18 protein-coding genes and 1 pseudogene are annotated in these 18,129 nt (G+C 60.6%); 16 read left to right on the plus strand and 3 right to left on the minus strand.

Annotation, left to right across the window (positions count from 1 at the left end):
• Positions 1-163: 163 nt before the first annotated feature.
• From sdhC to ilvD, 7 genes are all read left to right on the plus strand, one after another.
• Positions 164-574, plus strand: coding sequence for a succinate dehydrogenase, cytochrome b556 subunit (sdhC, locus tag ACEN42_RS26105; protein WP_371884819.1), 411 nt, complete (start codon positions 164-166; stop codon positions 572-574).
• Positions 575-576: 2 nt separating this feature from the next.
• Positions 577-945: a succinate dehydrogenase, hydrophobic membrane anchor protein gene (gene sdhD / locus ACEN42_RS26110; protein ID WP_187605503.1), complete on the plus strand. Its 369-nt coding sequence runs from the start codon at positions 577-579 to the stop codon at positions 943-945.
• A gap of 5 nt (positions 946-950) precedes the next feature.
• Positions 951-2,726: a succinate dehydrogenase flavoprotein subunit gene (gene sdhA, locus ACEN42_RS26115; protein WP_371884820.1), complete on the plus strand. Its 1,776-nt coding sequence runs from the start codon at positions 951-953 to the stop codon at positions 2,724-2,726.
• Positions 2,727-2,747: 21 nt separating this feature from the next.
• Positions 2,748-3,449 carry a succinate dehydrogenase iron-sulfur subunit gene (locus tag ACEN42_RS26120; RefSeq protein WP_008354056.1) on the plus strand — a complete coding sequence of 234 codons (702 nt, stop codon included), beginning with the start codon at positions 2,748-2,750 and terminating at the stop codon, positions 3,447-3,449.
• A 193-nt stretch (positions 3,450-3,642) separates the two neighbouring features.
• On the plus strand, positions 3,643-4,065 hold the full coding sequence (locus ACEN42_RS26125) for an ester cyclase (RefSeq protein ID WP_371884821.1): 423 nt from the start codon (positions 3,643-3,645) through the stop codon (positions 4,063-4,065).
• 1 nt (position 4,066) lies between these two features.
• Positions 4,067-4,699, plus strand: coding sequence for a TetR/AcrR family transcriptional regulator (locus ACEN42_RS26130; RefSeq protein ID WP_371884822.1), 633 nt, complete (start codon positions 4,067-4,069; stop codon positions 4,697-4,699).
• A gap of 107 nt (positions 4,700-4,806) precedes the next feature.
• Positions 4,807-6,666, plus strand: a complete 1,860-nt coding sequence (gene ilvD / locus ACEN42_RS26135; RefSeq protein WP_371884823.1) for a dihydroxy-acid dehydratase — start codon at positions 4,807-4,809, stop codon at positions 6,664-6,666.
• A 10-nt stretch (positions 6,667-6,676) separates the two neighbouring features.
• On the opposite strand, the gene ACEN42_RS26140 is transcribed toward ilvD, so the two are convergent.
• Positions 6,677-7,012 (minus strand): hypothetical protein, encoded by a 336-nt coding sequence (locus ACEN42_RS26140; RefSeq protein WP_371884824.1) that lies wholly within the window; start codon positions 7,010-7,012, stop codon positions 6,677-6,679.
• Between the two features lie 213 nt (positions 7,013-7,225).
• On the opposite strand from ACEN42_RS26140, the gene ACEN42_RS26145 reads away from it, so the two are divergent.
• The 9 genes and pseudogenes from ACEN42_RS26145 to ACEN42_RS26185 all read left to right on the plus strand — a co-directional run bounded on the left by ACEN42_RS26145 (position 7,226) and on the right by ACEN42_RS26185 (position 15,934).
• Positions 7,226-7,510, plus strand: a complete 285-nt coding sequence (locus ACEN42_RS26145; RefSeq protein ID WP_371884825.1) for a hypothetical protein — start codon at positions 7,226-7,228, stop codon at positions 7,508-7,510.
• 31 nt (positions 7,511-7,541) lie between these two features.
• Positions 7,542-10,238, plus strand: a complete 2,697-nt coding sequence (locus ACEN42_RS26150) for a type VI secretion system Vgr family protein (RefSeq protein WP_371884826.1) — start codon at positions 7,542-7,544, stop codon at positions 10,236-10,238.
• A 12-nt stretch (positions 10,239-10,250) separates the two neighbouring features.
• Complete coding sequence (locus ACEN42_RS26155; RefSeq protein ID WP_371884827.1) at positions 10,251-11,432, plus strand: DUF2515 family protein; 1,182 nt, start codon at positions 10,251-10,253, stop codon at positions 11,430-11,432.
• The gene (locus ACEN42_RS26160; RefSeq protein WP_371884828.1) at positions 11,429-12,343 is read left to right on the plus strand and encodes a hypothetical protein; all 915 of its coding nucleotides are present in this window, start codon (positions 11,429-11,431) and stop codon (positions 12,341-12,343) included. The genes ACEN42_RS26155 and ACEN42_RS26160 overlap by 4 nt, the downstream gene beginning before the upstream one ends.
• A gap of 10 nt (positions 12,344-12,353) precedes the next feature.
• Entirely contained in the window at positions 12,354-12,638 is a 285-nt protein-coding gene (locus ACEN42_RS26165; RefSeq protein WP_371884829.1) for a PAAR domain-containing protein, read from the plus strand.
• Between the two features lie 387 nt (positions 12,639-13,025).
• A pseudogene (locus ACEN42_RS26170) lies at positions 13,026-13,323 on the plus strand (IS3 family transposase); the annotation flags it as partial.
• A gap of 196 nt (positions 13,324-13,519) precedes the next feature.
• A complete protein-coding gene (locus tag ACEN42_RS26175; RefSeq protein ID WP_309886109.1) occupies positions 13,520-14,575 on the plus strand; it encodes an aromatic ring-hydroxylating dioxygenase subunit alpha in 1,056 nt (351 codons plus the stop codon).
• 22 nt (positions 14,576-14,597) lie between these two features.
• Positions 14,598-14,768 (plus strand): rubredoxin, encoded by a 171-nt coding sequence (locus ACEN42_RS26180; protein WP_371884830.1) that lies wholly within the window; start codon positions 14,598-14,600, stop codon positions 14,766-14,768.
• Entirely contained in the window at positions 14,765-15,934 is a 1,170-nt protein-coding gene (locus tag ACEN42_RS26185; protein WP_371884831.1) for an NAD(P)/FAD-dependent oxidoreductase, read from the plus strand. Before ACEN42_RS26180 ends, ACEN42_RS26185 begins: the two co-directional genes overlap by 4 nt.
• Before the next feature lie 143 nt (positions 15,935-16,077).
• Here ACEN42_RS26185 and ACEN42_RS26190 read toward each other — a convergent pair whose 3' ends face one another.
• Complete coding sequence (locus tag ACEN42_RS26190) at positions 16,078-17,007, minus strand: LysR substrate-binding domain-containing protein (protein WP_035510288.1); 930 nt, start codon at positions 17,005-17,007, stop codon at positions 16,078-16,080.
• 189 nt (positions 17,008-17,196) lie between these two features.
• Complete coding sequence (locus ACEN42_RS26195) at positions 17,197-18,054, minus strand: oxidoreductase (RefSeq protein WP_371884832.1); 858 nt, start codon at positions 18,052-18,054, stop codon at positions 17,197-17,199.
• Positions 18,055-18,129 lie beyond the last annotated feature (75 nt).

Genomic DNA, 18,129 nt, shown 5'->3' on the forward strand with positions numbered 1-18,129 from the left:
CAATCGCGCGACAAAATACCGCTATCGCGCAGTGCGCGGGCAAAAAACTTATCCCCAACGACATCGCCGGGCGCTTTTCGAGGCGGATCAGGCTGGACGAGTCGCGCCCGTGTCGTGCATCGACGACGCGCGAATCGTCAATCAGATTGGGAAGGGGTCTAACGTGGCTGAAGCATTGAAAAAACCAAGGCCGGAATACCGGAACATCGGAATCGGCCAGCTCGCGAAGTATCGCTTGCCGCTGGCAGGGAAGGTTTCCATCCTGCATCGTGTGAGCGGGCTCTTGCTCTTCGTGTGTCTGCCGTTCATCCTGTACCTGCTCGATCAGAGCCTCACGTCGGAGAGTTCGTTCGACGCGTTCAAGGGCTTTCTCGCCAACCCCATCGTCAAGATCGTCACGCTCGTGCTGTCGTGGGCGTATCTGCATCACTTTTGCGCGGGCATCCGCTTTCTGCTGCTCGACACCCACGTCGCGGTGAACAAGGAAGGCGGCCGTCAGACCGCTCTCATCGTGCTGATCGTTTCGCTGTTGCTCACGCTCGCGATGGCCCTCAAGATCTTCGGAGTGTTCTAAACATGGCAACGCAAAATCGAGTCGGCCCCAAGCGCCTGGTTGTCGGCGCGCATTACGGTCTGCGCGACTGGCTCGCGCAACGCATCACCGCGGTGGTGATGGCCGTCTATACCGTCATTCTGCTGTTCTGGTTCTTCGGCGCGCACAACTTCTCCTATGAAGGCTGGGCGGGCATCTTCGCGACCCAGTGGATGAAGCTCGCGACTTTCGTGGCCTTGCTTTGCCTCTTCTACCACGCGTGGGTCGGCATTCGCGACATCTGGATGGACTACGTCAAGCCGATGAGCTTGCGCCTGCTCTTGCAGGTATTGACCATCCTGTGGCTGATCGGATGCGCCGGCTACGCCGCACAGATTCTCTGGAGAGTTTAAAGAACATGGCTGCAATCAAGACTTCCCTGCCGCGTCGTCGCTTTGACGTGGTCATCGTCGGCGCGGGCGGCTCGGGCATGCGCGCATCGCTGCAACTCGCGCGCGCGGGTTTGTCGGTGGCGGTGCTGTCCAAAGTGTTTCCGACGCGCTCGCATACGGTGGCCGCGCAAGGCGGCATCGGCGCTTCGCTTGGCAACATGAGCGAAGACAACTGGCACTATCACTTCTACGACACCATCAAGGGCTCCGACTGGCTCGGCGACCAGGACGCGATCGAGTTCATGTGCCGCGAAGCGCCCAACGCGGTGTACGAGCTCGAACACATGGGCATGCCGTTCGACCGCAACGCCGATGGCACGATCTATCAGCGCCCGTTCGGCGGCCACACCGCGAACTACGGCGAGAAGCCGGTGCAACGCGCATGCGCTGCCGCCGACCGCACCGGCCACGCCTTGCTGCACACGCTGTATCAACAGAACGTCGCGGCCAAAACGCATTTCTTCGTCGAATGGATGGCGCTGGATCTGATCCGCGACGCCGACGGCGACGTGCTCGGCGTCACCGCGCTCGAAATGGAAACGGGCGACGTCTATATCCTCGAAGGCAAGACGACGCTGTTCGCCACGGGCGGCGCGGGGCGCATCTTCGCGGCATCGACGAATGCGTTCATCAATACGGGCGACGGCCTCGGCATGGCCGCGCGCTCGGGCATCGCGCTGCAGGACATGGAGTTCTGGCAGTTCCACCCGACCGGTGTGGCGGGCGCGGGCGTGCTGATCACCGAAGGCGTGCGCGGCGAAGGCGGCATTCTGCGCAACTCCAACGGCGATCGTTTCATGGAGCGCTACGCGCCGACGCTGAAGGACCTCGCACCGCGCGACTTCGTCTCGCGCTCGATGGACCAGGAGATCAAGGAAGGCCGCGGCGTCGGTCCGAACAAGGATCACGTGCTGCTCGATCTGTCGCACATCGGCGCGGAGACGATCATGAAGCGTCTGCCGTCGATTCGCGAGATCGCGCTGAAGTTCGCCAACGTCGACTGCATCAAGGAGCCGATTCCGGTGGTGCCGACCATCCACTATCAGATGGGCGGTATTCCGACGAACATGCACGGTCAGGTCGTTGGAACAGCCAAGGGCTACGACGATCCGGTCAACGGCTTCTATGCAGTGGGCGAATGCTCGTGCGTTTCGGTGCACGGCGCGAATCGTCTGGGCACGAATTCGCTGCTCGATCTGGTCGTGTTCGGGCGTGCTGCGGGCAATCACATCATCAAGCACGCGAACGAACTGAAGGAGCACAAGCCGCTGCCGGCCGATGCCGCCGACTTCGCGATGGAACGCCTCGCGGTGCTGGAGAAATCGACTTCGGGCGAATACACGCAGAACATCGCCAACGATATCCGCGCGTCGATGCAGGCGCATGCGGGCGTGTTCCGCACGTCGAAGCTGCTCGAAGAAGGCGTCGGCAAGATCGCGGAACTGGCCGAGCGCGTGAAGCACGTGCATCTGAAGGACAAGTCGAAGGTGTTCAACACGGCGAAGGTCGAGGCGCTGGAACTGGCGAACCTGATCGAAGTGGCGCGCGCGACGATGGTATCGGCCGAAGCGCGCAAAGAGAGCCGTGGCGCGCACGCGCACAGCGACTACGAACATCGCGACGACGAGAACTGGATGCGTCACACGCTGTGGTTCAGCGAGGGCGATCGGCTGGATTACAAGCCGGTGCAGATGAAGCCGCTGACGGTCGAATCGGTGCCGCCGAAGGCGCGTACCTTCTAAGGAAAGCGCAAGGAAATCGAAATGGCAAAACGTATTTTTGAAGTCTATCGCTACGATCCGGACAAGGACGCGGCGCCGCGCATGCAGTCGTACGAGCTCGATCTGACGCATGAACGCATGCTGCTCGACGCGCTGGTGAAGCTGAAGGAAGTGGACGAGACGCTGTCGTTCCGTCGCTCGTGCCGCGAGGGCGTGTGCGGCTCGGACGCGATGAACATCAACGGCAAGAACGGGCTGGCGTGTCTGACGAATCTGAATGAACTGCCGCAGAAGATCGTGCTGCGCCCGCTGCCGGGACTGCCCGTGGTGCGCGATCTGATCTGCGACTTCACGCAGTTCTTCAACCAGTATCATTCGATCAAGCCGTATCTGATCAACGATACGCCGCCGCCCGAGAAAGAACGCCTGCAATCGCCGGTGGAGCGCGACGAACTGGATGGACTCTATGAGTGCATTCTGTGCGCGAGCTGCTCGACGTCGTGCCCGAGCTTCTGGTGGAATCCGGACAAGTTCGTGGGCCCGGCGGGCTTGCTGCAAGCCTATCGCTTTATCGCGGATAGCCGCGATCAGGCGACGGGCGAACGCCTCGACAACCTGGAAGATCCGTACCGTCTGTTCCGTTGCCATACGATCATGAATTGCGTCGACGTGTGCCCCAAGGGGCTCAATCCGACCAAGGCGATCGGCAAGATCAAGGAATTGATGGTGCGCCGCGCTGTCTGATATCCGGATCGAACAAAGAAATGGCGCAGCCTCGAAAGAGGCTGCGCCATTTTTTTGTCCGTGAGACTTCGCCCACGAAGAGAAGTGATTGCATAGCTAGCCATGGCTATCGGCGCTGATATTTCGATCTTGTAATGAGACTGTTGTCTCACTAAAATGAATCGGAAAACATCGCACGCGCAAGGAGGCGATCATGACGCTGACCCCTTTGGAGATGGACCGGAAGATCGACGAGCATTTCAACTTCGAGCGGCGCGACGATGTCGAAGGCGTGCTCGCGACGCTCACGGAAGATGTCGAGCACGATGTCGTCGGCTGGCCCGCCGGTCCCGCGCATGGACGCTCGGGTGCGCGGCCGTTCTACGAAGCGTTATTCGCTGACCTGTCGGAGAGCCGGGTCGAGTGTCTGCGGCGTCTTTATGGCGATGGCTTCGTCATCGACGAATCGTTGTGGCGCGGCAAGGCGCCGGGCAGACCGTTCGGGCTCGAAGGTCGTGGGCGTCCACTCGAATTTCGCATGTTGCATGTGGTCGAATTCAGCGAGCGCGGACAGATCAGGCGTGAGAACGTGTGGGTGGATCTCGCGGCGATCATCGGCCAGTTGCCGCAGGCCTGACATGGCAGATCCGTCAACGAGCACGCGCGGCAATCAGAAGCAGCGCACGCGCAAGGATCTGCTGCAGGCGGCATCGCGGCTCATGAAGCAAGGGCACAAGCCAAGTCTGGAGGAAGTTGCGATCGAAGCGATGGTGTCGCGCGCGACGGCGTATCGGCATTTCACGAGTGTCGATACGCTCTTGCTTGAAGCATCGCTCGATGTCGATACGCCGGATGCGGACAAGCTTTTTCCCGCGCGCGCGTCGGCTGATCCGGTCGCGCGTTTGCTGCGTGTCGATGCTGCGCTCCACGACATGATTCTCGCCAACGAAGTGCCGCTGCGCATGATGCTCGCGCATTCGCTGGAGCGTGCGGCGAAGGGCGAAGCCGCAGAGAAAGTGCCGTTGCGGCAGAATCGCCGCACGCCGTTGATCGAGGCGGCGCTGGAGCCCGCTTACGATCAGTTCAAGCCCGCTGCCATCGACACATTGACTCAGGCGCTCGCGCTCGTGATCGGCACTGAGGCGATGCTGGTCTGCAAGGACGTGCTGCAACTAGATGACGCGCGTACGCGCAAGGTGAAGCGCTGGGCGATTCGCGCGCTGGTGGATGCGGCGAGGCGAAGCGAATTGGACGAAGCAGGTATGGGATAATCCCAAAATTCGCGCCCGCCCGACCCAAAAGGTCGCCGACTCCGGCGCGCAAGGGCCTTTACCCTCGTGGCCCGCTTTCATTCAGCGATATTCCAACAGCAACCACGATGCCCACATACCGTTCCAAAACCTCCACCGCCGGCCGCAACATGGCGGGCGCGCGCTCGTTGTGGCGTGCCACCGGCATGAAAGACGAAGATTTTTCGAAGCCGATCATCGCCGTCGTCAACTCGTTCACGCAGTTCGTGCCGGGCCACGTGCACCTGAAAGACCTGGGACAGCTCGTCGCGCGCGAGATCGAGACTGCGGGCGGCGTGGCGAAGGAATTCAACACCATCGCGGTCGATGACGGTATCGCGATGGGTCACGACGGCATGCTGTATTCGCTGCCGAGCCGCGACATCATCGCGGATTCGGTCGAATACATGGTCAACGCGCATTGCGCCGATGCGATGGTCTGCATCTCGAACTGCGACAAGATCACCCCGGGCATGCTGATGGCCGCGATGCGCCTGAACATCCCCGTGATCTTCGTGTCGGGCGGCCCGATGGAAGCAGGCAAGACGCGTCTCGCGAATCCGAAGACGAAGGCCATCGAACTGAAGAAGCTCGATCTCGTCGATGCGATGGTGATCGCCGCCGACTCGTCGTACTCGGACGCGGAAGTCGCGGAAGTCGAACGCTCCGCATGCCCGACGTGCGGCTCGTGCTCGGGCATGTTCACGGCCAACTCGATGAACTGCCTTACCGAAGCGCTCGGCCTCTCCTTGCCGGGCAACGGCACCGTCGTCGCGACGCACGCCGACCGCGAGCAGCTTTTCAAGCGCGCGGGACGCGGCATCGTCGAACTGGCGCGCCGTTACTACGAGCAGGAAGAAGCGCGCGTGCTGCCGCGCTCGGTCGGCTTCAAGGCCTTCGAAAACGCGATGACGCTCGATATCGCGATGGGCGGCTCGACCAACACCATCCTGCACTTGCTGGCCATTGCGCGCGAAGCCGAGATCGACTTCACGATGACGGACATCGACCGCATGTCGCGCACCGTGCCGCAACTGTGCAAGGTCGCGCCCAACACGAACAAGTACCACATCGAAGACGTGCATCGCGCGGGCGGCATCATGGCGATCCTGGGCGAGCTGGATCGTGCGGGCAAGCTGCATACCGACGTGCCGACCGTGCATGCGCCCACGCTGAAAGACGCGCTCGATCAGTGGGACGTCAAGCGCACCGAGGACGAAGCGGTCAGGACCTTCTACATGGCAGGTCCCGCCGGTGTTCCGACGCAAACGGCGTTCAGCCAGAACACGCGCTGGCCGAGTCTCGACACGGACCGCGCCGAAGGCTGCATCCGTTCTTACGAACATGCGTTCTCGAAGGAAGGTGGTCTTGCGGTGCTGCGAGGCAACATCGCGCTGGACGGCTGCGTGGTGAAAACCGCGGGCGTCGATGAAAGCATTCTCGTGTTCGAAGGCACTGCGCATGTCACCGAATCGCAGGATGAAGCCGTGGAGAACATCCTCAACGACAAGGTGAAGGCCGGCGATGTCGTCATCGTGCGTTATGAAGGTCCGAAGGGCGGTCCGGGCATGCAGGAAATGCTTTATCCGACGAGCTACATCAAGTCGAAGGGTCTCGGCAAGGCGTGCGCGCTCTTGACGGACGGCCGCTTCTCGGGCGGCACGTCGGGGCTGTCGATCGGTCATTGCTCGCCCGAAGCGGCGGCGGGAGGCGCGATCGGGCTCGTGCGCGACGGCGACAAGATTCGCATCGACATTCCGAATCGCACGATCGACGTGCTGTTGTCCGACGATGAACTCGCGCGTCGTCGCGAGGAACAGAACGCGAAGGGCTGGAAGCCGGCGAAGCAGCGTCCGCGGAAGGTGTCGGCGGCGTTGAAGGCTTATGCGAAGCTGGTGATGTCGGCGGATAAGGGCGCGGTGCGGGATTTGTCGTTGCTTGATGATTGAGGGTGGTTGATTACAGTGTTGAGAGCCGCTCTTTGGAGCGGCTTTTTTTATGGGCGGTGACAATCGATCGCCACGCAGATCCGACGACTCTAGCAACGTGCGATGCGCGCCGCCTCGGTCGATGCGTGTCGCCGGCCATCGCCACGTAGCAGCCGAGATCCTTGAGCGCAATGGACATGTGAAACAGCAGGCCCGACGGATCACCATCCACCAGCGACGGAAGCACCAGCTCCAGCGCCGAGTTCGCCGACGAGCATCGCATTTTCCGCATACTTGCGCAGCAACCGCTCGCGATGCGCGCGAACGATTCGGCTGGCGCGCCAACCAGCAAATTGTGGCGCTTCATGCGCTTCTTTCGCGGTGCGGGTCATCGGTTCGATTCTAGGATGATTCCCATATCTGTATTGGGGTCGGACTGGTAATTTTTGAGGCTAAAAATTTCCGGGCGACTTAGGAATGCATAGCAAGCGTAGAGATCTCACGCTTTCAGTACGGGTATCCGAGGCCACGGCGTCTGCCGGTACCTGCCATCTCGCTCGCCTTGCCTGACGTGAGTCGCATGGACCCGCGCCTGCTCGACGCATATCTCGGCGAATTGCGCTTCAACCAAGCGCTGGCCGAGGAGTTTGCCCGCGATCATCCCGAGATCGCGGTGCGCCTCGCGCATGGCTGCGGGAAGTATCGGCGATCCTTATTCCGCTCAGCGGCGAAACGACAGCGTGCATATTTCGTACGACGCAGGATGTTTCGTTCTATCCGATCGTCATGCACGATGGACGACTTACCCGTGTTCCGCCCCATTCGGGCACGCTTCGATCAACTCCCCGCCCGGCTCACATCGTGAGTTCAATCAAACAATCAGGAAGAAGAATCAGATGTTCAATCCGCTGCAAAGCCGCACACTGAACATGGCGTGCAAGGCGTTGCCCACCTGGGGCGGCGCGGATGTGCTCATCGCGCAGCGCGTGAGCGGCGTCGAGGCGCTCGGCAAACTCTTCAAATACACCGTGGAGTTTGCCACGCTGGACAGTCCCACGTTTCGCATCTACAAGGCGCGCGAGCTGATCAAGCCCGATGAATTGATCGGCAAAACGATCGAAATTTCGATTGAATTCGAGGGCAAGGGCGCCTTCATTCCAGGACTGCCTGGCAATCTGGGAGCGGGCAATGTCGGGGCGGGCGTGCGCACCATCAACGGCATCATCACCGAAGTCCGGCAGACCGGCAGCGACGAACGGCGCGCGTATTACCAGTTCACGGTGAGACCTTGGCTCTGGCTTGCTTCTAAAAATCGAGATAGCCGGGTGTTCCAGGATATGAATGTCCTGCAAGTCACCGAGGCGGTGCTCAAGAGCGGAAATTACAAGTTCCCGTGGCAGATGCGCCTGGCGGCGGTCTCGCTGAACAACAACGTCTTTCCGCCGCGCGACTTCATCCGGCAGTTCTGGCAGAGCGACTTTGAATTTCTGAGCCAGATCTGGAGCGAGTGGGGCATCTATTATCACTTCGATGGCATGACGCTGGTGCTGTGCGACTCGCCCGGCTCGCACAAAAAGCACGCCAATGCCTACGATACCGTGCTGTATCACGCACCCGAAGGCAAGCGCATCGACGAGGAGCATATTTACGCGCTGAGCGTTGCGCGCAAGATCACCGCGGGCGAGATCACGCTCAACGACTACGATTACACACGCTCGAACGGCCGATTCGATATGAATCAGAGCCGTTACAGCGAGGCCTCCTTCGACAACGCCGCGCAGTATCACTGGGGCGATTACACGCAGCCGATGGCGGGTGCGATGGGGCTGGACGGCAAGCCCAACGATCTGCGTAATGAAGGCGATTATCTGGCGCGCGTGCGCGTGGAGGCGTTGCGCTGCGAGGGCTTGCGTCTGCACGGCACGGGCAACCTGCGCGGGCTGACCACGGGCAGGAAGTTTCGTCTCGAAGGCCATCCGCAGAAAGAACTCAACACGCGATATCTGGTGGTCTCGACCTCGATCGATGTGCGCAATCCGGACGAACTGACCGTCACGGCAGGCAGCGACGCGCAGTATCACTGCAAGACGGATTTCGTGGTGCAGCCGGACGATACGTTCTTCAAGACGATGCCCCAGGAGAAGCCGCGCGCGCATCCGGAGACCGCGGTGGTGGTGGGCCCGGAGAAGCAGCCGATCTGGCTCGATGGCTACGCGCGCACGCGGGTTCAATTCAAATGGGACAGGCTGGGCAAGCTTGACCAGAACTCGAGTTGCTGGGTACGGGTGTCGCAACCGTGGCACGGCGGGCCGCACAGCTTTATCGCAGTGCCGCGTATCGGGGATGAGGTGACGATCGGCTATCACGAGGGTGATCCGGACAAGCCGTTCATCATGGCCAGCAAGGTCAATCAGTTTAATCCGCCGCCGTTCGAGTTGCCGAGGAACATGGCGCTCACGGGGTTGGTGAGTCACGCATTGGAAGGGCAAGGCCACAACTACGTGGTCACCGATGATACGCCCGGCCAGCAGCAGGTTCAGGTGGCGAGCGATCAAGCCAATTCGCGGCTGGTGCTGGGGTACAACACGCGCATCGCGTACCGCGCGGGTCGTCAGCAGGCGCGTGGGCTGGGTTGGGAACTTGCGACGGACGCGTGGGGTGTGCTGCGGGCGAATCGGGGCATGCTCATTACGACCGAGACGCGCGCAGGCGCACGCGCGGCCGCAATGGACATGGGCGAGACGCTGCAACGCCTGGCGCAGGCAAACGAACAACAAGACGTACTCGCTCACAGTGCGGTACAGGCTCGCGCGCAGGATCCGCAGCACCAACTGGACCTTACGCAGGCCCTCAGAACGCAAGTCTCCGAGTTACAAAACTCAAAGCCTTGGGATGCGACCGACATGTCCGGGCCAGGCAAGCCGCATTTGCTCGTGGCTTCGTCCGCCGACATCGCCCAGACCGCTGCGCATAACGTGAATGTGCATAGCGGCGCGCATACGGCCATCACAGCGGGAGGGCATTTCGCGGCGAGTAGTGGAGGCGACTTGCTTGCTTCGGCGCGCAAGGCGATCCGTTTCTTTGCCTACAAACTGGGGATGCGCCTGGTGTCGTACGCGGAGGATATCGACATTCAGGCACTGAAGAAAAGTATCAACCTGTTGGCGAAGCTTGAGATCACGCAGACGGCCAATCGCATCACGATCAAAGCCAGCGAAGAGGTGATGATTCATGGGGGCGACAGCTACATCAGCTTGAAGAGCGGAAAGATCACGGTGGGTGGTGGCGTCTACGAGGTCAACGCCCAGGCGAAGAACCTGCCGTCCAAGCCGATGGGCGTGAGCCCGCAAGGGCTTCCGGACGTGCAGGCGAACGACCAGATGTTCCGCGTGCTTTCGCCTGGTGGCAAGCCACTTCCAGGTGTGGACTATGCGATGCAAGCGGCATCTGGCGGTCACGTGTTCCGCACGGGCGAGAAGGGACAGTCCCCCTTGGTGAACACCGAACAGGCAGAGGACGTGAAGTTCGAATTGCATTGGGATGAGTTTGCTTCCGCTTCAGGCCGAGCGATCCATCCGGGCACACCACAATAAGAGGAAGTTCCTTTGACACCTAACCTGACAGTCACCGGCAAGACCAATGCCGAGCCGAATACCTGCGTGGATGCGCAATGCAGTTGCGACATCATCTGGTCGCTTGCGCAGCAATTCACGATGCGGCAGTTGGTGACGCATGCGCCGACGCACAAGCACATGCCGGATTATCGTGAGGGCGATCCTCACGTCTCGAATAAGCAGCTTGAAAAGGAAACGCCAGAGTTTGTGAGCAACTACGAACTTCGGGCGCGACGCATTGCGGCAGCCTATGCGCGCGTGTTTCTGGAGGATTTTCATCTTGGCGACACGAACAAGATCGGGCGTTTCTATTGGCTTGGATTGGGCGCGTTTGCTTCGAAGCAGGTGGCCGCGACGTTTCATCAGTGGCAGGTCAAGTACCTTGTACGGCGATCCGATCTGTTCGAGTATCTCGGCCGCGGAAACCTGTGGCTCTTCAATGATGTGCTGCCGTGGTTCTATGCTTATGCCGCCGGGTCGTTCGAGGCATGCGCGGCGTCGCGCAACAGCGAGAATTTCGTCGATCAGGTCAAGACCAATTTCACGCGGCAGAAGGGACATGCCGAATCGATTGACAAGATTCCCTATGTGATTGATGGCAAGACGGGGGAAAAAAAGGCAAAGCTGGGTTACTTGAAGCAGACGCCGATCGTGAAGAAGGGGTTTGACGAGGTTGCTGCATGGGAAACGGCTAGAGAAGCGAAGAAACCGAGACTTGCGTTCAGTCACTTGCTCTCAATTGCACAACATGAACAAGGTGAAGTGCTTCAGGGCCTGATCTACGACGACCCGAAGTTCGAATGGTGGTTGAAGGGACAGCGAGGGACGCTGGCACTATCGGACGATACCGCAATCAGGAATTCGATAAAGATTTCTGCGGAGATGATGAAGTACGGAATATCCGCTGAAGGCGCAGATACGGCACTGGTACCCGTTATCCGCGCACTGATGCCAAATCTTCAGCTCGTATTAACTTCAGAGTATGAGACCGATGATATTAACTTCCGATCCGATGCGCCGGATAGAATGGTGCTTGAAGATTATCAGCAGCGTATGAGTTGGATTGTAGGAGCTGCCACGAAATATCATGGACTTATGCAGAATCAGACTGAAAAAATGATCACGTATCTTTCTGCGATCAGATCTTGGGGGGACGAAACAGACACGCCATGAAGAAGATTTTTATTCTCGTCCTGCTGCTTACTTCAATCCTCCTAGGTACCTGGGCCGCAGTTCAGCCCTCGAACGGTCAGCCTACATCTAAACATAACAAATACATGCCTTCACCACGCACCCTCATTCGACTCGGCAATCCGCAGCTTTCAGATCTGAATGGCCCGGGATCGAGTGTCGAGAATCACCCAACTGGTACAACTTTCTACCAACACACTTGGACTAGAGGTAACCTTGGTACCGTGGAGTTTGCGCACGTACCAAATAATTTTGTCGTAGACAATGTCTTGTCTGTGCTTGGTTTCGCGGACAAAGATGTTCCGGAAGGTATCTATGATTGGAGCGTCAGCTTTGGCGTAAGCCCTGAGCAGGCCGATACACATGAAGCCGCCCGTGATCGGGTTATGAGTCTCCTCGCTCAACTACGCGCAGCGGGATGGAAACGTTACATTGACGTGGGAGATCCGCGCCTGACTGGCAAACAAGCATGGTTATATGGCGTGTCGCCCAAAGCGCTAGGCATCTATTCGTTCGATTCGACATACACGCCAACGATGGAGGAATGGAAGTCGGTGCTAGGAAGTCGCCCAACTTGGTTGTTCCAGGCAGACGGCGTGTATCTTGAAGTCGTGGTTGACGAAAGCAACATGGGCGGCTTCGTCGGGAAAAGCACCTATCTGCTCGGCCTCGAGGTCAAGAGTGAATATGCCTACTATGGCATTGGATATTTCAGCGGCAAGCGGGAGAAAATCGACAACTGGAAAGCTCTAATTCCCGCTGAGCTTGCAAAGTATCACAAGGATCGTCTCAAGACTGAGGACGAGTTACGAACGGCGGGCTATACCATCGACACCACTTATCAGGATCCACCGATCAAAGCATTGCAAGCCGCTTCCGGTAACACGAAATAAGGATATCTGAATGGAACGCGCAACAATGAACGGCAGGGCGCAAATTGTCGTCGGTGACACGACCAGCCACGGTGGCCGCGTTATTTCAGGCAGCCCTTCGTCAAAATGGAGCAGTGCGGAAATTCCGATCGCGCGTAAAGGGGATAAGGTGACCTGTCCCAAATGCGAGCCTCACTTATTCGAAATTGCGCAGGGACACGAGGGTAGCCTGGATTTCGGTGCGCCTGTTGCACTTGAGGGTCATGTGACGACCTGTGGTGCGGCGTTGATCGCACGGCCTGCTGACGCAGGTTAGCAGTCGCGGTCGACGCAACGCGCGGCACGCCGGCGTACATGAGTCGGACCTTGGGGCGCCAGTCCTTGCCGGACAACCTGCTCCACCGCAGCCGGCTCGTGCGGTCCGTGAGCGGTGCTATACGGCTGGGATGGCGATACGCTGGCGTCGGAGAGCGGCCGTGTGCACGCAAGCGGCCGGATGCGCACGACGCGCTATGTTTATGAGCCGGGCAGCTTTACGCCGCTGATGTTGGCGAGCCGCGAGGGCGTCATCAATCTGCATGCGCAGTCGGTGCACGATAGGCGCTACGACGTCGACCGGGATCCGCTCTGGGTGACGGTGCCCCGAACCGGTAGCCTTCGCGTGGTGAGCTTGCCCCGAAAAGCGAATCCCTTGCTGAGCGTTTATCGTGGTAGCCAGTATTGCAGCGGGCCCTTCCAGGACGCGCTCAAGACGTACGGCATGCGTTTGTCGATGAGCCGCTGCGGCAATTGTTTAGATAGCGCGCCGACCAAGAAACCTGTGGAATTCGCCGAAAGTCGCACGACTGCACGCTCGGCGCTTCGCGGCGCGCTGCGATGAACGAAATCGCCAACTGGCTCGGTTTCTACAATGCCCGCGGGTGCATTCGACATTCAACTACGTCAGCCGCATGACGGTCGAGAAGAACTGGGCCGCCGCCAATCAAAGGCAAGCGGCCTGATGGCCTCCGCTATGGGATTCGTGAAACGGGGGCAACGTCAGACAGGCTCGTTTTTCTGTTCTCCCATTCCCTCCCAAACATAGACTCAATGTCCCCCCAGCGATTGGGCGACACGCCCCACACCGATATCGTTATCTCCACGCGGTCGCATCGTGCAAGACCGCCATCAAGACCCAGCAGATTGGAGACAACAACCATGGCGACCCCCACCGTCGCGCCGCTTACCTTCCAGCGCGCACCCAACCTTCCTCGCAACTGCACATTCGATCCGCATGACTGGCAAATCCTGAGCCAGTACTGGCACCCGGTCGCGTTCGCATCGGATATCGCGGACAAGCCGTTCAGAGCGCAATTGCTCGATGAATCGCTCGTCGTGTTCCGCTCGAACGGCACGCTCGTGGCCGCCCGCGACGTGTGTCCGCATCGCGGCGCGCCGTTGAGCCAGGGCTGGGTCGAGAACGGCAACCTCGTGTGCCCGTATCACGGCCTCTCGTATGGCGCGAACGGCAAGTGCAACCACATTCCTTCGCAGGAAGGCGGGCCGATTCCCGATCGCCTGTGCCTGACGACGTATGCCGCACAGGAAGCGTACGGCCTCGTCTGGGTCTCGCTCGGCGGCGGCGCGCAACCGCTGCCCGACTTTCCCGCCTGGAACACCGAAGGCTTCCAGCAGATCCTGCCGCCTTCCATCGACATCAAGGCATCGGCGGGACGTCAGACCGAAGGCTTCATCGATGTCGCGCACTTCGCGTGGATTCATCATCACAGCTTCGCGGACCGGCGCAATCCCGTCGTGCCGAACTATACGGTCGAGCGCCGTGACAACGGCATGCGCGCGGAGTACGTGAGCAGCGTGAGCAACTTCCCGAAGTCGATGCAGCATCGCGCGCCCGATGGCTTTCTGTGGCGCCGCGTGTTCGAAGTCGATGTGCCTTTTTTCGCGCGTCTCACCGTGCAGTTTCCCGAAGGCGGTCGGCTCGCGATCCTCAATGCGGCGAGCCCCGTGTCCGCGCGCCTCACGCGTCTGTTCGTGCCGATCGCGCGGAACTTCGACAAGGACTTGCCGCTCGATGACGTCTACGCGTTCAACCGGCAGGTGTTCGAAGAAGACCGCGCGATCGTCGAACTGCAATGTCCCGAAGACTTGCCGATCGATCGCGCCGCCGAAGCGCCCATCCTCGCGGATCGTTCGTCGGGTGCGTATCGCCGCGCGCTCGCCGAGATTGGGCTTGGCCAGAACTACGTCCGCTGAAACGCATACGGAGCACATCATCATGAAGATCTGGGAATGCGTGATTTGCGGCTTTCGCTACGACGAAACGCAAGGCTTGCCCGAAGCGGGCATCACGGCGGGCACGCGCTGGGAAGACGTGCCCGATGACTGGCTCTGCCCCGATTGCGGCACCGGCAAGCAGGACTTCGACATGCAGGTGGTGACGGCATGAGCACTGATACTGAAGATCGCGTGATCATCGTCGGCACGGGCATCGCCGGTTATACGGTCGCGCGCGAACTGCGCAAGCTCGACAAGAACGTGCCCATCGTGCTCATCAGCGAAGATGCCGGCGATTTCTATTCGAAGCCGACGCTCTCCAACGCGCTCGCGATGAAGAAGGCGCCGCATGAACTCGTCACGTTCGATGCCGGCGCGATGCGCGCGCAACTGAACGCGGGCATCATCGCGCATCGCAAGGTGGAGCGCATCGCAGCAGATGCGCATGAGGTGATCGTGAACGGCGCGCCGCTTCGTTATGCGAAGCTCGTGCTCGCGCTGGGCGCGGACGCACGCCGTATTCCGCTTGTCGGCGATGGCGCGTCCGACGTGCTTTCCGTGAACAGTCTCGACGATTACACGCGATTCAGGGCGCGTATCGAAGGCGCGAAAACTATCGCCTTGCTCGGCGCGGGATTGATCGGCTGCGAGTTCGCCAACGATCTCGCGCTCGCGGGCTATGACGTGACCCTGATCGATCCCGCGGCCACGCCGCTGTCGCGATTGCTTCCCGAACTCGCCGGCGACGCATTCGCGCGAGCGCTGGATCGGCATGGCATTCGCCTGCGGCTGGGGCAACCGGTGGCGAGCGTGAACAGGCGTGAATCGGGTTACGACGTCACGTTGAACGACGGCGAGGTCATCGCCGCGGATGTGGTGTTATCGGCGATCGGTCTTGCCCCTCGCACGGAACTGGCGTCGCAGGCGGGACTCGATATCGACATCGGCATTCGCACCGACGCGTGGTGCAGAACCAGCGCGCCCGATATCTACGCATTGGGCGATTGCGCGGCGATCGAAGGCAAGGTGCAGCCGTATGTCCTGCCGATCATGCATGCGGCGCGCGCACTCGCACGCACGCTCGCCGGCGAGCCGACGCGCGTCGATTTTCCAGTCATGCCGATCACGGTGAAATCGCCCGCATCGCCGACGGTCGTCGTGCCGCCGAATGAATCCGGCACATGGCGTTTTGCTCCCGCGAGCGCCGATCCGCTCGACGGCCTTGCCGCGCTATGTGAACACGCCGCCGACAAGCGCGCGCTCGGCTTCGCATTGCTCGGCGCGGCGACGCAAGGCAAGGCCGCGCTCATCAAGGCGATGGCGGCGGGAAGCTTCTGAACTGACGATAAAACAACGATAACGACGCAGCTTGCTTCTGACCGACCAGCGTCGCGTTCACCGATGATGCACCGAGGGCCTGTCGCTTTGTTCATCGGATGAACGCATTGACGCCGCGCTTTGTACGCGGCGTTTTTTTGCTTTCAGGCGATGTCGCTGACGAGCGTGCGCGAAACGGTCGTCACGAGCTTGCGCAGCCAGCGCGTCGCGGCGCTGCGATGCGTTCTTTCGTGCCACAGCTGATAGTAGGTCAATGCATTCGTTTCGCCGGGAATCGGCTCGATGCGCAACGGCAGAATGCGGGCATAGTGCGATGCGAGCGCGCGCGTCGTCGTGAAGAGAAGATCGGAACGCACGAGCACATACGGCGCCATGCCGAAGTAGGGCAGCGTGGTCGTCACGGTGCGCGTGAGGCCGTTGCGCGCGAGTTCCGTGTCGATGGTGCCCCATGCCGTCGTGTTGTACGTCGTGACCGAAAGATGCTCGGCGCTTTCGTACGCATCGCGCGTGAGCGCGCCATTGCCGATGGGATGATCCGAGCGCATCAGGCACACGAGTTCGTCCTTGCACAACGGCTGCAGATGCAGATGCTCCGGCGGCGTCCTCCAGTTGCCGATGACGAGATCGAGCAGGCCCGTTTCGAGCCCGTTCTCATAGCCGCCGTCCACCATCATCAGATGCTTGAATTCGAGCTTCGCGAGTGGCGCGGCCTGATGAAACGCATCGATGACGGCGGGCACGAAGAACACGTCGAGATAATCCGGCGAGCCGATGCGAAACGTGCGCGTGCTCGCGACGGGATCGAACGTGGTGTTCGGATGCAGGATCGCGTCGATGTTGCTGAGCGCCTGCGCGGCGGGCTCGATCAACGTGAGGGCGTGGCTCGTCGGCACCATGCGGCTGCCGCTGCGCACCAGCAAAGGATCACCGGTGATTTCGCGCAAGCGGCGCAACGCGATGCTCACCGTAGGCTGCGATTGTCCGAGCAGACTGGCGGCGCGCGACACGCTCGACTCGGTAAGGAGCGTATGCAGCACACGAATCATGTGCGAGTCGATGCTTTCCCTGGACATCGTGCGGCTTGACCTCTGGCGTGGGGGGCATCTCGTCGTTCGTCGTGGCCCTGTGTCATCGCAATATACGGACGGATATTGCGATGGTCAACGCAGGGCCTTTACTGACGATGCCGCTCAAGCCTTATGCCGCCTGATTCATGCCCGCGGAATTATGCTGAAAATGGTCGCGGTGTTATGTGCAATCGATCAGACTGCGAAGTCCGTCGAAGCCGACAACTCGCGCCAGCTTTCCGTTTCCGCCGTGACGTACGCGTTCTTTTCCGCGATGGCCTTCAGCGTGTCGGTGCCGAGCGCGAGACGCAGCGGCGGCGTGTGCGCGTCCGCGAGCGTGACGAGCGCGGCCGCGAGCTTCTCCGGATCGCCCGGCTGATTGTGATTCATGCCCACAGCGAAGCGCCGCACATTGCCGGAAGTCGCATCGTAATCGTCGATGATTTCCTTGCCCACGAGAAGCGACGACGCATCCAGAAAGTCCGTGCGAAAGTAACCCGGCTCGACGACCGTCGCGTGAATGCCGAGCGGTTGCAGTTCCGCATGCAACGCTTCGGTGATGCCTTCGACGGCGAATTTCGTCGAGCAATAGACGCCGAATCCCGCTGCCGAGCGATAGCCGCCTATCGACGACATGTTCACGACGTGGCCGCTCTTCTGCTTGCGCATCACGGGCAGCACGGCGCGCGTCACGTTGAGAAGGCCGAAGACATTGGTGTCGAACATGCGGCGCACGTCGGCGTCGCTCGATTCTTCGACGGCCGCAAGCAGCCCGAAGCCCGCGTTGTTGATCAGCACGTCGATGCGGCCGAACTTCGCGACGGCGGCTTCGACGGCTGCTTTGGCCTGCGCTTCGCTCGTGACGTCGAGCGCGACCGGCAGCACCGCGGGCGATTCGCCGAGTCGCTCGACGATCGCCGCGACGTTGCGGCCTGCGGCGACGACCGCGTTGCCGTCGTCGAGCGCCGCGCGGGCGATCAGCGCGCCGAGGCCGCGCGATGCGCCCGTGATGAACCAGACGCGCTTGTATTGCTGTTGGGTTGCGTTGCTCATGATGTGCTCCGTTGTGTCGGTGGTGGTGAACGTGAAACGAAGCATAGGGCGTCCGATTCGCACGAACTAGCCGTC

The organism is Caballeronia sp. S22, from assembly GCF_964261745.1.
Lineage (GTDB): Bacteria > Pseudomonadota > Gammaproteobacteria > Burkholderiales > Burkholderiaceae > Caballeronia > Caballeronia jiangsuensis.

What these genes read in the sequence shown, in the direction of transcription:
- ACEN42_RS26195 (WP_371884832.1), bottom strand. Translation starts at nt 18,054, where the DNA reads ATGAGCAACGCAACCCAACAGCAATACAAGCGCGTCTGGTTCATCACG.
- ACEN42_RS26120 (WP_008354056.1), top strand. Translation starts at nt 2,748, where the DNA reads ATGGCAAAACGTATTTTTGAAGTCTATCGCTACGATCCGGACAAGGAC.
- ACEN42_RS26175 (WP_309886109.1), top strand. Translation starts at nt 13,520, where the DNA reads ATGGCGACCCCCACCGTCGCGCCGCTTACCTTCCAGCGCGCACCCAAC.
- ACEN42_RS26190 (WP_035510288.1), bottom strand. Translation starts at nt 17,007, where the DNA reads ATGTCCAGGGAAAGCATCGACTCGCACATGATTCGTGTGCTGCATACG.
- ACEN42_RS26145 (WP_371884825.1), top strand. Translation starts at nt 7,226, where the DNA reads ATGGACCCGCGCCTGCTCGACGCATATCTCGGCGAATTGCGCTTCAAC.
- ACEN42_RS26185 (WP_371884831.1), top strand. Translation starts at nt 14,765, where the DNA reads ATGAGCACTGATACTGAAGATCGCGTGATCATCGTCGGCACGGGCATC.
- sdhA (WP_371884820.1), top strand. Translation starts at nt 951, where the DNA reads ATGGCTGCAATCAAGACTTCCCTGCCGCGTCGTCGCTTTGACGTGGTC.
- ACEN42_RS26140 (WP_371884824.1), bottom strand. Translation starts at nt 7,012, where the DNA reads ATGAAGCGCCACAATTTGCTGGTTGGCGCGCCAGCCGAATCGTTCGCG.
- ACEN42_RS26180 (WP_371884830.1), top strand. Translation starts at nt 14,598, where the DNA reads ATGAAGATCTGGGAATGCGTGATTTGCGGCTTTCGCTACGACGAAACG.
- ilvD (WP_371884823.1), top strand. Translation starts at nt 4,807, where the DNA reads ATGCCCACATACCGTTCCAAAACCTCCACCGCCGGCCGCAACATGGCG.
- ACEN42_RS26125 (WP_371884821.1), top strand. Translation starts at nt 3,643, where the DNA reads ATGACGCTGACCCCTTTGGAGATGGACCGGAAGATCGACGAGCATTTC.
- ACEN42_RS26150 (WP_371884826.1), top strand. Translation starts at nt 7,542, where the DNA reads ATGTTCAATCCGCTGCAAAGCCGCACACTGAACATGGCGTGCAAGGCG.
- ACEN42_RS26165 (WP_371884829.1), top strand. Translation starts at nt 12,354, where the DNA reads ATGGAACGCGCAACAATGAACGGCAGGGCGCAAATTGTCGTCGGTGAC.
- sdhD (WP_187605503.1), top strand. Translation starts at nt 577, where the DNA reads ATGGCAACGCAAAATCGAGTCGGCCCCAAGCGCCTGGTTGTCGGCGCG.
- ACEN42_RS26130 (WP_371884822.1), top strand. Translation starts at nt 4,067, where the DNA reads ATGGCAGATCCGTCAACGAGCACGCGCGGCAATCAGAAGCAGCGCACG.
- ACEN42_RS26160 (WP_371884828.1), top strand. Translation starts at nt 11,429, where the DNA reads ATGAAGAAGATTTTTATTCTCGTCCTGCTGCTTACTTCAATCCTCCTA.